Origin of the sequence: Flavobacterium arundinis, from assembly GCF_038289855.1 — a bacterium.
GTDB classification, from domain to species: Bacteria; Bacteroidota; Bacteroidia; order Flavobacteriales; family Flavobacteriaceae; genus Flavobacterium; species Flavobacterium arundinis.
The window spans coordinates 198044-211942 of sequence record NZ_JBBYHR010000008.1; the positions used below are offsets into that span (position 1 = coordinate 198044).

The 13899-nt window shown below is 44.2% G+C and carries 12 protein-coding genes; 5 read left to right on the forward strand and 7 right to left on the reverse strand.

Annotated elements, in window-relative coordinates; all coding sequences use genetic code 11:
- Positions 1 to 10 precede the first annotated feature (10 nt).
- Both fumC and AAEO56_RS14620 read left to right on the forward strand, forming a co-directional pair.
- Positions 11 to 1408, forward strand: a complete 1398-nt coding sequence (gene fumC, locus AAEO56_RS14615) for a class II fumarate hydratase (protein WP_341697802.1) — start codon at positions 11 to 13, stop codon at positions 1406 to 1408.
- Positions 1409 to 1598: 190 nt separating this feature from the next.
- Positions 1599 to 2096, forward strand: a complete 498-nt coding sequence (locus AAEO56_RS14620) for a GNAT family N-acetyltransferase (protein ID WP_341697803.1) — start codon at positions 1599 to 1601, stop codon at positions 2094 to 2096.
- A gap of 174 nt (positions 2097 to 2270) precedes the next feature.
- On the opposite strand, the gene corA is transcribed toward AAEO56_RS14620, so the two are convergent.
- Positions 2271 to 3353, reverse strand: coding sequence for a magnesium/cobalt transporter CorA (gene corA, locus AAEO56_RS14625; protein ID WP_341697804.1), 1083 nt, complete (start codon positions 3351 to 3353; stop codon positions 2271 to 2273).
- 278 nt (positions 3354 to 3631) lie between these two features.
- Between corA and hutI the strand changes: the two genes are divergently transcribed.
- On the forward strand, positions 3632 to 4867 hold the full coding sequence (gene hutI, locus AAEO56_RS14630; protein ID WP_341697805.1) for an imidazolonepropionase: 1236 nt from the start codon (positions 3632 to 3634) through the stop codon (positions 4865 to 4867).
- A gap of 71 nt (positions 4868 to 4938) precedes the next feature.
- On the opposite strand, the gene radC is transcribed toward hutI, so the two are convergent.
- Positions 4939 to 5637, reverse strand: coding sequence for a RadC family protein (radC, locus tag AAEO56_RS14635; RefSeq protein WP_341697806.1), 699 nt, complete (start codon positions 5635 to 5637; stop codon positions 4939 to 4941).
- Between the two features lie 94 nt (positions 5638 to 5731).
- Between radC and AAEO56_RS14640 the strand changes: the two genes are divergently transcribed.
- Both AAEO56_RS14640 and AAEO56_RS14645 read left to right on the forward strand, forming a co-directional pair.
- A complete protein-coding gene (locus AAEO56_RS14640; RefSeq protein ID WP_341697807.1) occupies positions 5732 to 6319 on the forward strand; it encodes a DUF1287 domain-containing protein in 588 nt (195 codons plus the stop codon).
- 126 nt (positions 6320 to 6445) lie between these two features.
- Positions 6446 to 7756 (forward strand): DUF389 domain-containing protein, encoded by a 1311-nt coding sequence (locus AAEO56_RS14645; RefSeq protein ID WP_341697808.1) that lies wholly within the window; start codon positions 6446 to 6448, stop codon positions 7754 to 7756.
- 23 nt (positions 7757 to 7779) lie between these two features.
- Here the strand turns inward: AAEO56_RS14645 and AAEO56_RS14650 are convergent, their stop codons facing one another.
- From AAEO56_RS14650 to AAEO56_RS14670, 5 genes are all read right to left on the reverse strand, one after another.
- A complete protein-coding gene (locus AAEO56_RS14650) occupies positions 7780 to 9138 on the reverse strand; it encodes a UDP-N-acetylmuramate--L-alanine ligase (RefSeq protein WP_341697809.1) in 1359 nt (452 codons plus the stop codon).
- A 108-nt stretch (positions 9139 to 9246) separates the two neighbouring features.
- A complete protein-coding gene (locus AAEO56_RS14655; protein WP_341697810.1) occupies positions 9247 to 9768 on the reverse strand; it encodes an HD domain-containing protein in 522 nt (173 codons plus the stop codon).
- A gap of 33 nt (positions 9769 to 9801) precedes the next feature.
- Positions 9802 to 10800 carry an RNA ligase family protein gene (locus tag AAEO56_RS14660; RefSeq protein WP_341697811.1) on the reverse strand — a complete coding sequence of 333 codons (999 nt, stop codon included), beginning with the start codon at positions 10798 to 10800 and terminating at the stop codon, positions 9802 to 9804.
- A 94-nt stretch (positions 10801 to 10894) separates the two neighbouring features.
- Entirely contained in the window at positions 10895 to 11452 is a 558-nt protein-coding gene (locus tag AAEO56_RS14665; protein WP_341697812.1) for a hypothetical protein, read from the reverse strand.
- Between the two features lie 119 nt (positions 11453 to 11571).
- Positions 11572 to 13716 (reverse strand): S46 family peptidase, encoded by a 2145-nt coding sequence (locus AAEO56_RS14670; protein ID WP_341697813.1) that lies wholly within the window; start codon positions 13714 to 13716, stop codon positions 11572 to 11574.
- Positions 13717 to 13899: the final 183 nt, after the last annotated feature.

Sequence of the window (13899 nt, forward strand, 5' to 3'; positions counted from 1 at the left end):
TTCTGAAAAAATGGAATACAGGATTGAAAAAGACACCATGGGTGAAGTTAAGGTGCCTGCCGAGAAATATTGGGGCGCACAAACCGAACGTTCAAGGAATAATTTTAAAATAGGCCCTTCCGGCTCCATGCCGAAAGAGATCATAAACGGGTTTGCCTACCTTAAGAAAGCAGCTGCCTATGCCAACCATGATCTGGGCGTACTTTCGGCTGAAAAGCGTGATGCCATTGCACAGGTTTGCGAGGAAATACTTGAAGGCAAGCTTGATGACCAGTTCCCACTGGTTATCTGGCAGACAGGCTCGGGAACACAGAGCAATATGAACGTTAACGAGGTGGTTGCCAACAGGGCGCAGGTTTTGGCTGGTGGCAAAATTGGTGAAGGCGAACCGGTACTGAAAGCAAATGACGATGTAAACAAGTCGCAATCCTCTAACGATACCTACCCTACAGGTATGCACATTGCCGCTTACAAAGCAGTGGTAGAAGTAACGATACCGGGCGTTGAAAAACTCCGCGACACGCTAAAAGCAAAATCGCAGGAATACATGAACGTTGTAAAGATTGGCCGTACTCACCTTATGGATGCTACTCCCCTAACCCTTGGGCAGGAACTTTCAGGTTATGTTGCACAGTTGAATTACGGACTTAAAGCCGTTAAAAATACGCTTGCCCACCTTAGTGAAGTGGCGCTTGGCGGAACCGCTGTAGGTACAGGTCTTAACACACCAGACGGCTATGATGTGAAGGTTGCCGAGTACATTGCAAAATTCACAGGCATGCCTTTTATTACTGCTGAAAACAAGTTTGAGGCGCTGGCTTCACACGATGCTATTGTGGAGTCACACGGGGCTTTAAAACAGCTTGCCGTATCGCTTAATAAAATTGCCAATGATATCCGTATGATGGCTTCAGGGCCGCGTTCGGGAATTGGAGAAATACATATCCCTGAGAATGAGCCGGGATCGTCGATCATGCCGGGCAAGGTAAACCCTACACAGTGCGAGGCGCTTACCATGGTGTGCGCGCAGGTTATGGGCAATGACGTTGCTATTACCATTGGCGGCACACAGGGCCATTATGAGCTTAACGTATTCAAGCCATTGATGGCGGCAAACTTCCTGCAATCTGCAAGGCTTTTGGGTGATGCGTGCGTGTCGTTCGACGAGCATTGCGCACAGGGAATCGAACCGAACTACACCCGCATTAAAGAGTTGGTTGACAACTCGCTAATGCTGGTTACTGCGCTGAACACAAAGATCGGCTACTACAAAGCGGCCGAGATCGCACAAACCGCACACAAGAATGGCACTACCCTTAAAGATGAGGCCGTTCGCCTCGGCTATGTAACCCCTGAAGATTTTGATGCATGGGTGAAACCTGAGGATATGGTGGGATCTTTGAAATAATCGTTTCAAAATTTTATATAAAAGGCCGTCTTATGACGGTCTTTTTTTTTGGGCGTGCCACCACCCAGCTTCGGCCCGATCTGTGGCCGGGTTATCCGCTGTATCCCCGCAGAAAAAAGCGGGGGATGCCGCTCCTACCCCTCATGCGTCGCCCTTGCGGTAAGATTTTAAATTTTAAGTATATTTGAAAATGGAAACTAAAATTCGCCCTGCAACACCACAAGACCTCAACGGAATACTGGAAATAGTAAACCACAATATACTGCACAGCACAGCGGTATATGACTATGACCCAAAAGACCAGGAGTTCCTGCAGCAATGGTTTGATGACAAGCTATCAGGGAATTGGCCGGTAGTTGTTGCAGACGATAATGGCATCGTCGTTGGTTATGGCTCCTACGGCCCTTTCCGGTTTAAGCAGGGATACCGGTTTACCATTGAGCACTCAGTATATGCCGCGCCGGGACATACAGGCAAAGGCATTGGGAAACTATTGCTGACAGAATTGATACGACTGGCCAAAGAAAGTGGTTACCACTGCATGATAGGCGGTATCGATGCCAATAATGCAGACAGTATCGCCTTCCATAAAAAATTCGGATTTGTTGAGACAGGAATTATAAGAGAATCCGGATATAAATTCGGAAAGTGGCTGGATCTGTTGTTTATGCAGTTACTTTTAGAATAATTTCGGGGTTATACCACAGAGATTCACAGAGGAGGCAAAGAGATACACCGAGGCTTCTTTTTAGCCTTGAGAGATCACAGAGCAATTATTCTGCTTTGCAGAATTACCCTGAGTACTCTTTATTGCTGTATATGTTAGAAAAATCTCTGTGAATCTCTGTGGTACTTTCTCAATTTAAAACCACTTCTTCCGCCTGAAATAAATGACCATGAGAATGGTTGTAAAGATCATCACGCCCCACACCCAGTAATAGCCGTTTTCAGTACGCAGTTCGGGCATGTTGTCGAAGTTCATTCCGTAAACGCCAACTATAAAAGTTAGCGGCATAAAGATCACCGAGAAGATAGTCAGCGTCTTCATGATCTGGTTCATCCGCTGGCTCTGCATCGAAAAATGGAAGTTGGAAGCACTGTCGAGCGACATCAGGTCATACTCTATCTGGTCGAGCAGCTCGAGGCATTTTTGGTGCAGCCTGGCAAAATAGGTGTGTGTAGATTTTCGTATCGTCTCGTACTCATCTTCTTCCTTTACGCTCTTCAGGTTGTACAGCGCATCCCTTAGTGGGGTAATGGCGCGCTTAATGTAATTAAGGTCGTCACGCATTTTCTCTATACCCGAAATAAAGTGCGATTTGTATTTTTCTTTACCATTAACGCTGAATGACTCGATCCTGTCTTCGGAATTTTCTATGGTAATATAAAAGTTTTCCATGATGGCATCAAGCATCAGGTACAGCAGGTAGTCATTTTTCTTTTTACGTACAATGCCGGTCCCCGTGCGGATCCTCTCGCGGATATGGTTAAAGTAATCGCTCTTTTTTTCCTGGAATGATACGATCACGTTATCCTTTAGCAGGAAACTTACCTGTTCAGTTTTTACACAGTCCTCCTCCTCTTCCGGTAAAACCGATTTAATACTGAAAAACAGCACATCGCCAAGCTCCTCGATACGGGTACGCCTTGAGGTATTCAAAATATCACCAACAATGAGCGGATCTACCTGGAAAAGATCGCCTATCTGTTTTATAAGGCTTACGTCATGCAGCCCATGGACATTCAGCCATTTTACATCATTCACCTGCAGTTCATCCCTGCATTCCTTTACAACCCTTTCCAGTGATACATTGCGGTATTCCTCATATCCTTCCTCATCAAAAACAAAAAGCTGCATTTCAATAGGGTCGGTTTTATATTCGCCGGTATATTCAAAGTAATTGGGCTGCACTTTCCGCACCTGCCGGTATTTTATTCTTTTCACACTGTATTTCTTTACCCTAAATATAGGAGTTTTTAGTAAAAGACTAAAAAATTTAACCACATAGGCACATAGAATTTTGGCATCCCTATAATAAGTTAAAAAATATAGTTGCTCATAGTGAAGCTTCGCTTCATCTGTGTGAGACTTAAATGTAAAGAATTAATTCAACCCTAAACCTATGTATCTCCCGCCAAGGCGGGACAAGTTATGTGGTTAAATAATTCATTTAATTTGTACAGTTACCAAAATCCATTCTATTTTTACCAAAAGTTTAATTCATGGCGATTTTAATTACGAATATCAAAGAACTGCTGCAAATACGCGAGAGCGGGATGGCCAAAGTTTCAGGACGCGAAATGGCAGAATTGCCGCTCCTGCAAAATGCGTGGTTGCTACTAAACGGTAACCTGATTGAAGACTTTGGGACAATGGACAGCTGTCCGAACATACCGGATGCGCAAGTAATTGATGCCACCGGAAAAAATGTCCTGCCTGCCTGGTGCGACAGTCACACCCATATCGTTTATGCCGGCAATCGCGTGCAGGAATTCGTAGACCGCATCAATGGCCTTAGCTATGAGGAAATTGCCAACCGTGGTGGCGGGATACTTAATTCTGCCAAAAAACTGAATGAAACCGATGAGAATGAAATATACGACCAGTCCCGCCTCCGCCTTGAAGAAGTGATGCAGCAGGGTACCGGGGCTGTGGAGATAAAATCGGGTTACGGGCTTACCGTTGACGGCGAATTGAAAATGCTCCGTGTTATAAAACGCCTGAAAGAAGCATATCCCATTGCCATAAAAGCAACTTTCCTGGGAGCGCATGCTTTCCCTACAGCATATAAAGAGGATCATAGCGGCTATATTGACCTTATCATCAATGAAATGCTGCCAAAGATAGCTGAAGAAAAACTAGCCGACTATATTGATGCCTTTTTAGAAACCGGTTATTTTTCTGTGGAAGAAACCGAGCGCATCATGGAAGCCGGTAAAAAATACGGTCTGCAAGCCAAAATACATGTGAACCAGTTCACCGCAATTAATGGCATTGCCGCCTGTGTGAAGCACGATGCCCTGAGTGTTGACCACCTTGAGATCGTTACCGATGAAGACATCGAGGCGCTGAAAGGAAGCGATACCATGCCGGTCGCCCTGCCCACCTGTTCGTTTTTTATAAGCATTCCTTATACACCCGCACGAAAAATGCTGGACGCCGGGCTACCATTGGCATTGGCTACCGACTTTAATCCCGGCACTACCCCATCCGGGAACATGAATCTGGTTGTAGCCACCGCCTGCATCAAAATGAAAATGACACCCAAAGAGGCTATCAATGCCGCTACTATCAACGGGGCTTATGCAATGGGACTGAGCGACAGCCACGGGAGCATTACGAAAGGAAAACGCGCCAACCTCATTATCACCAAACCGCTAGCCTCCTACTACCAATTGCCGTATGCATTCGGGAGTAACCTGATTGATAGTGTTATTATTGAAGGGAAGGTGGTTTAGTTTCAGTAAAAGTCGTGCTTTAGAAATCTGCGGTTTAACTTGTAAAAGCAATCGGCGTGGTATCGTTTTGATTAAAAGATCCCGGTATCTACAAAACTCAAATACCCGTTTTCCGTCACGATAACATGGTCAAGCACATTTATGCTGAGTGTACGCCCTGCTGCCTTGAGCTCACGGGTTATCTGTTTATCCGGCTCGCTTGCCTGCAATACGCCCGAAGGATGGTTGTGGCAAAGGATAATACCGACCGCGTTATGCTCCAAAGCCATTTTGAATACAATCCGCACATCTACAACTGTACCCGTAATCCCGCCTTTGCTCAATTGTGATTTGTAAATAACCTTATTGGAGTTATTAAGATACAATATCCAGAACTCCTCATGCGGCAATTCGCCAATAATGGGTTGCATGATCTCGAAAACGGCACGGCTTGATGTGATTTTCTTTAAATCTACAACATCTTCCTCACGCCTTCTGCGGCCGAGTTCCATAGCAGCGGCAATACTGATAGCCTTGGCCTCCCCTATTCCCTTGAAGGTCATGAGCTGCTGCAGGGACTGCTTGCCTAAAGCGTTGAGATTGTTGTCTACACTGGAGAGTATGCGCTTACTGAGCTGTACGGCGCTTTCGTTACGGCTCCCCGAGCCAATGAGTATGGCTATAAGTTCTGCATCGCTAAGTGCGGCCTTGCCTTTTAGCATAAGCTTTTCCCGGGGCTGGTCGTCTTCGGCCCAGTATTTTATCGAGAATGTACCTTGTGTTTCTTCCATGGTTAAAGGGAGTTTCTACGAATTTAAGTAAATTCATAAACCATTGGCATACTATTACAAAATATTATACCGTTAGATTAAAAATCACCTGACCATGAAACACATTTTACTTTTATTGCTATTTGGATTCGCATGTGCTCCCACAGTTGAAAAGACCTTTTATGAAAAACTTTCCGATGCCGCCATTTCCCTAACGAAAGATGATGTAGAGTATGACGGCGCTTATTTCAATATCCCCTACCCGAACGGCGATGTGCCCAAAGGCAAAGGCGTATGTACCGATGTGGTGATACGGGCCTATCGTAAACTTGGCATTGACCTGCAAAAGGAAGTGCATGAAGATATGAAAGTGAACTTCTCCAAATATCCAAAAAGCTGGGGATTGAAAAGTACCGATACTAACATAGACCATCGCCGCGTTCCGAATTTACAGTTGTTCTTTACCCGAAAAGGAACGTCTTTGCCGGTAACCAATAAAGCCGCCGATTACAAACCCGGCGATATTGTTACGTGGCTGCTGTCGGGTAACCTGACGCATATTGGCATTGTGGTAAACAAGAAGTCTTTAAAAAATAATGGCGGCTATATGGTGGTACACAATATAGGTTCGGGGCAGGAACTGGAAGATTGCCTTTTTGATTATAAAGTGACGGGGCATTATAGGTATCAGAAGACGAAGTAGCTTAATTTAAGGCTTCTGCTTGCCAAATATTGGAACATTAGTCCGTTTTCTTTCATAATAAAATCTTAGAAATTTTGAAGCCTCCGGTGTTTTGAGTATCTTACATTAAGAAATTAAATATATTTAATGGTAAAATTCAGGACAATCTTCAATTTAAGCGAGGGCGAGGATGACAAAGTTAAGACCCTTGATACTATTTCCAGGAATATTACTTTCAAAGGCGCCAACCTTTGGATACTGGCCTGCGCCATCCTGGTAGCTTCGGTGGGCCTCAATGTCAATTCTACCGCAGTTATCATTGGTGCAATGCTCATTTCGCCGCTGATGGGGCCTATCGTGGGTGCGGGATTTGCACTCGGCATCTATGATTATACATTGCTTAAAAGATCATTGCTCAACCTGCTTATTGCAACAATTGTAAGCCTGAGCGTATCGACGATCTACTTCTTTATAAGCCCTTTTAAGGATGTGCAGTCGGAACTGCTTGCCCGAACCTCTCCGAATATCTATGACATACTTATTGCTTTTTTTGGCGGTATTGTTGGCGTGATCGCTATGACCCGTGTAGAAAAAGGCAACCATATTCCCGGAGTAGCTATAGCCACCGCATTAATGCCGCCTTTATGTACCGCAGGCTATGGCCTTGCCACAGGGCAGTGGGCATTTTTCTTCGGGGCATTCTACCTGTACAGCATTAACTGCGTGTTTATTGGGATAGCGACGTTCCTTATCATCAAATACCTGAAATACCCGCCTAAGAAGCAGGTGAACGAAAAGCAGCAAAAGCAGGTGAAATTTATAATCACTACCCTGATCGTTATCATGCTGCTGCCCAGCAGCTACCTTGCGTGGTCGCTGTACCGGGAGCAGCAATTCAAAAAAAGCTCCGATAAGTTTATTGAAGATGAGTTTACCTCAAAAGGATATACTGTGGTTTTTAAGAAAAGTGATTATACTACCGGCAATAAGAAACTGGAACTTGCCTTCCTGCAAAAAAGGTTCAGTAAAAAAGATATGGATTCACTAAAAGCCCATATCAACAGCTATAAATACCTCAAAGGCACAAACCTAATTATACGGCAGGATACAACCGACCGTTTTTCTGCACTGAAGGGCGATATAATGAATGAAATTAAAAGCTCTGAAAACGAAATTAATGTGCGTGATGCAAAAATTGTGCAATTAGAAAAATCGCTCGAACAAAATAAATTTGACACAAAACAATTGCTAAAAGAAACAAGGGCATTGTTCCCGCAAATCATTTCAATATCGGTTTCTAAAAATGAAATGCTTACAGGCAAAGACAGTATAATACCTTTTACGGCAGTAATTTATGATGCACCGAAAAACCTCACTAAAACTGATTCGGAGACATTCACGAACTGGCTCAACCAAAGGCTTCTGGTAAAAAATGTCGCATTGTTACGTAAAGAATAATTTATGAGAGGCAACCGGCAGCGCTAAATTAATGTCTTCACCTCATCAAAATTCAGCCCACCGTAATTACCGGAACTCATCAGCAGCAATGCGATGCCTTCCGTGTCATACTTCAGGTGGAAAAGGTATTCCTTAAAAGCGGCAGGATTGGTATAAATGATCAGGTCTTCACGGTTGAAGGCTTTGGCTATCTGCTCATAAGTTACTTCTTCAAGTTGTTTGATCTTTACCGCATCCGGGCTATAGAACACCACCGCTACATCGGCGGCATCCAGCGAACCTTCGTATTCCTTTAAAAATTCGGCGTTAAGGCTGCTGTAGGTATGCAGTTCCAGACAGGCAATAAGCGTACGGTCGGGGTACTGCTCCTTTACGGCTTTTGTCGTCGCAGCTACTTTGCTTGGCGAATGTGCAAAATCCTTGTAGGCTACATTCCTGCCATTCTCAGCGATCTTTTCCAGGCGTTTGCTAGCTCCTTTAAAAGTTGCAATAGCTTCATAAAAATCATCCTCATCAATACCCATATTCTGGCATATCCATTTGGCGCCTGCCAGGTTATTGAGGTTGTGCGCCCCAAACACTTCGATAGGCATAGGGCCTTCAGGCGTTTCAAGGTAGGTGGTGCCGTTATTCACAGTATATTCGGGCGTGTGGTACGGAAGCTTGCGTATTGGGTTGGTCGCTGCTTCGGATACCCGCTTTACTTCGGGGTCATTTTCGTTGTACACCAAAATGCCACCGTTGGTTATCTTTTCGATAAATATCTCGAACTGCTCTACGTAATTTTCATACGTCGGGAATACGTTGATATGGTCCCATGCAATACCACTTATCAGGGCGATATTCGGTTGGTACAGGTGGAATTTCGGCCTGCGGTCCATAGGTGACGACAGGTACTCATCGCCTTCGAGCACGATAAAATCGTTGTCTTCGGTCAGGTGTACCATGTTGTCAAAGCCTTCCAACTGCGCGCCTACCATATAATCTACCTCGCGGTTGTGGTATTTCATTACGTGCAGTATCATACTGGTGATAGTCGTCTTGCCATGCGAGCCCCCTATTACCACGCGGGTCTTATTTTTAGACTGCTCATATAAAAATTCCGGGTACGAATAAATAGTGAGGCCTAATTCCTGTGCTTTGAGCAGTTCGGGATTATCGGCTTTGGCGTGCATACCCAGTATGATCGCTTCGATATCCGAAGTTATCTTTTCGGGGAACCAGCCAAGCTCATCGGGCAGAAGGCCTTTCTTTTCGAGGCGGGTACGCGATGGCTCAAATATGGCATCGTCGCTGCCGGTTACTTTGTATCCTTTATCGTGAAGGGCCAGTGCCAGGTTGTGCATGGCCGCGCCGCCTATGGCTATGAAGTGTGTTCGCATGGTTGAATTTTTAAAGCCTAAACAGGCAGGTCAAAAATACTAAATTGGCGGCTATATTGTGCTATTATTTGCATGCCTGTTTTATGTAGCTTCTATGAAATGTCCGGATCATTTTACGAACAGCGTGTTCAAATACTCCATCATTTTTTCGGAAGTACCGGAACGGATAGCAGATGACAGTGCTTCTTCAAATCCCTGCTGCTCCTTTTTGTACATTGCAAAGAGGATTTCGTTCCCATGGGTAAGGCAAAACTCGGTATTGGCTATCCGGTCGGCAAGCTTTACAATGACTGCATCGGGATTCCGGGCGAGCTTTATATAGGTTTTGGCTTTACGTTCTTTGCGATTGGCACCTTCTTCATCGGTTACACAAAAAACTATTTGCGTAACCACAGCGCCAAATTCCGCCTCCAGTTCGGTATACGTGACAGGAGTGTCTTCAAGAACATCATGTAGCCATGCTGCTGTCAGCAGACAAATATTAGCTTCGCTCTCGGGCAGGATTCCAAAACGCATGAGCGCTGTAACCACATTTCCCAAATGTACCTCATAAGGGTAGTTGCCATATTTCTGGTCGCCGTGTTTTGTTAAGGCAAAGGCACGGGCTTTATATATTGGTTGGTAATTCATAGGTGGCAAATATAAAAATAATACCGTTCATAATTATCTGCGCCTCTGCACTAGTTCTGCAATTTCCGACTTTAACCTTTCAGTGAGCCAACCCTTTTGTAATGCTGTTATTTCGTCAAGAATACCATTGTTGTCGATAGTAAAATCATCGAGCACATCCCTGAGATATTCAGCATAAATGGCTTCAATACGCACGGGGTTAGTAAAGTCAAGGCTGCCGATCTTTGAAATTACACTATTAAGGCGATTGTCAGTTATATAGCCTCGCATCCCTTCCAGAAGGAAACCTATTTCTTCGGTATTAGTAGTAACCCCCGGGATGTATGACCACTTTTCCGCTTCATGGAATTTCTTTTCTTCATCGAATTCCTTATTTTTCAGTTTCAGGATAGGGCGTTCGCCACTTTCCGTATGCCTAAGGTGGCGAAGTGGTTTTATGACCACACCCTCAATCAGGTTGCCTTCTATTTCAGGCAGGCCGAGTTGCGACGGTACTTTTGAGTTTATCCGCGTATCGAAATTAAGGACTTCATTGAGCTTACCTGTAAACAGTACCTGCGCATGAAAGATACCGAAGCTTTTAAAATAAGCCACCGCATCCTCATAATCCAGATAGTCCTTTGTGCCATCCTTTTCAATGGCGATATCAAAAGCGCAAAAGTTAATATCCGGTGCATAGTATACACCCGTTTGTATCGCCTGTACATTTGGATGTGGTGCTACTTCGGGATGTGGATAGCTCCCCCCGAAAAGTTCGCCATACAGCATATACTTACCTGCCGGGATATCCAGCGATACTTGTTCAAAGAGCGCGAGCACTTTATCTTCAAGGTGATGCACTACTTCCTGGAAACCAAAGAAATCATCATTCCACGACAGGTATTCTTTCCTTTTGGCGAAGGCCAGTTTCCTGTCGTGATATATAAAGCTGAAATTGGCTCCATGCACCTTTTCGGTCACGACCCATTTTAGCTTGTTTAGCTCGTTAAATACTTTTGTGTCCTGCCCAAGCTTATTAAAATCTTTGGGCATTTTTTCATATTCTGAGAAATTGTTCACCTAATTTGTTTCATCTAAAATTCGTGATTTCCATAAAAATTCTCTCCATTAACTTGATATATAAATACTATAAATAATAAAAAATAGACTGAAACAATCTTTCGGAAGCTTTAGCATTATTCTTATAATACTTCAATTCCATTATAATGCTAATGGTTTTCCTCGCGGCCTCCTCTTCTGTCAGCAGCGGCTCATTATCATCTTCGTAGGTAATCAAATTTGAGTATCCGGGTTTGAAGGCGAAATACCATTGACTATTAATGTATCGACAACTGACAAACCGAACGCAATCAACACGCCTGCCGATCTTATCCACAATCCTGTTAAGTCCTAATACGACAACTTTTGTTTTGCTTTTATCAATAAGCACAGGGAAAAGTATTTTCATTTTTGCAGTTCCTTCCGACGACAATTCCGGATAATTTTTAGCCATATAAGCATCCAGCTTTTCCAAAAATTGCTTTTGTGAGTCACGTGATAGAAATGCTGACGAAGCGGTTTCGAGCTCGGCATATTGCTCAGCTAATCTTTGACCATCACGGCTAATTTGGTCTTGTTTTGAACTACTGCATCCACAAAATATAAGGCAAAGCAGCAATATTACAACAGTGGTGGTCTTTTGCATACAACATTTTATGTGAGATAATAAGTATCTCATGCTACAAATATAAAAAACCGCTCCTTATTCAGGAGCGGCTTGTCTTCCCGATAGCTATCGGGACTAACGTCTTTTATCTAATCGTCTTACTTCACGATCGTCATTTCGTCAACAATATGTTTTGCTCCTGAGAACCTGTCGATGATCCATAGTACGTAACGGATATCCACATTGATCGTCCTTTGCAGGTCTTTGTCGAAGATAACGTCACCGGCCATAGCCTCAATGTTACCGTCGAATGCCAGCCCGATAAGCTCGCCTTTTCCGTTAAGAACCGGTGAACCTGAGTTACCACCTGTGATGTCGTTATCTGTAAGGAAGTTTACCGGCATGTAGCCTTTTTTATCGGCATACTGGCCAAAATCTTTCTTCTTGTACATTTCAAGCAATTTTGCCGGAAGGTCGAATTCCTCATCATTCGGCTTGTATTTAGCTACTTCACCCTGCATTGTGGTGTAGTAGTTCTTTTTAGCATCGTTCCTTTTGTCTTTAGGCAGCGAGCGTACTTTACCATACGTAAGGCGCAGTGTGCTGTTGGCATCCGGATAGTATTTTGCTGTTGGGTTAGCCTCCCTCATACCTTCAACAAGAAGGCGGAACGATTTAGAGTACTCTGCATCAAGCTTTAACTGCTCATCCGATTTCGCCCTGTATTTTGTCAAAAGGTCTGAAGACAGTTTGTACAATTCATCTTTCTTAAGCACTTCAGTATTGGGGTTCTGAAGGAATGCCGTAAGCTTCTCTTTAGAACCAAAGATGCTTGAGTTGAAAGCGTCATTCACATAGGTTGTGAAGTTGTTGCCATTTTTAGCGCCAAGCTCAGCCACGTAAGGCGCGATTGGGTATCCAACTGCTTTTGTAGCATACAGGTTAAGCTGTGCAGCAAGCACGTCTTTTTCTATAGGCATATAAAGTGTTGCATAGGCTTCATCGATACCTGCCTGAAGGTCAGGAAGCATTTGAGCCCTGGCAGCTTCGTTGGCATTGGCATACGCCTCAAGGCCTTTGCCTAAGCTGTATGGAAGCGCTGCAAAAGTAGCCGTCCTCAGCATCCCTACAAGGTAGTTGTCATGGCGTGCCTTTTCGTTGGTCTTAGAATAGAAGTTATTGATAGTAGCGATTACAGTACCGTATTTTTCCTTATTCGCAGGCATGTTGGCCCATTTGTTGAATTTGTCCTCTGCTGCTTTCTTTTCGGCAGCGGTCTTATGTTTGGTAAGCGCGTCGATCATACCCTGGCGGTTCTTCCAGTAGTTAGCCACACTTGCATACTGCGATGCATAGTGAAGGTTTACATCCTCGCTTTTGTCCATGTGCACTTTCATTTTGTCCATACCCAGTTTGGATGATTCTACCCATGCAGGGTAAGCAAACTTCACGTTCTGCTCGATACCACCTGCAGGCATCCAGCGGTTAGTACGGCCCGGGTAGCCCAATATCATGGCAAAATCATTCTCCTGAACACCTTTAAGGCTTACAGGAAGGTAGTGTTTAGGCTTAAGCGGAACATTGTTAACCGAATATTCAGCAGGGCTTCCGTCAGGGTTTGCATAGACACGGAACATGGAGAAGTCGCCCGTGTGGCGCGGCCATTCCCAGTTGTCTGTATCGCCACCAAACTTACCGATGCTCTCCGGAGGCGTACCTACAAGACGCACATCTTTATAATCCTGGTAAACAAAATAATAATATTCATTTCCCTGAAAGAACGGACGTACAGAAACCACATATTTTCCGCCTTCATTGTTCTCTTTTTCGATAAGGGCCATTTCTTTCTGTATGGTTTGTTCCCTTTCGGCTTCGGTCATAGCCGGGTTTACTTTACCCAATATCCTTTTAGTAACGTCATCCATCCTTACAAAGAAACGCACTGACAGTTCTTTCGGCTTTAGCTCCCCGGCGCGGTTTGCTGCCCAAAAGCCATTCTTAAGGTAGTTAGCTTCGGGAGTTGAAAGTTCTGCAATAGCATCGTAGCCGCAGTGGTGGTTGGTAAGCACGAGGCCATCTTTGGAGATGATCTCGGCAGTACACCCGCCGTTAAACTGAACGATAGCATCTTTAAGACTGTGGTTGTTGATGCTGTAAATCTCTTCAGATGTCAGCTGCAAGCCCATTTTTTGCATATCCCTGTGGTTAAGGCGCTCAATGAACATCAAAAACCACATTCCTTCGTCGGCCCTTACAGGCAATACCATCAGCGACATGGTAAGGAATAAAATAAGTTTTTTCATTATAATTCGAATAAAGTTAATAGTTAGCCTGATAAGTCCACCGAAACACAAAAATGTTACAGTAAAATTATCGGTTCTTTGATTTAGTGCTGCGAAGATAACTGTTTTTTGAGAATTTCGTAAAACCTTCCCCGAATGTCACGATATTTTCCGGGCAGTATTTTCGTTATCCGCAAAAAATAA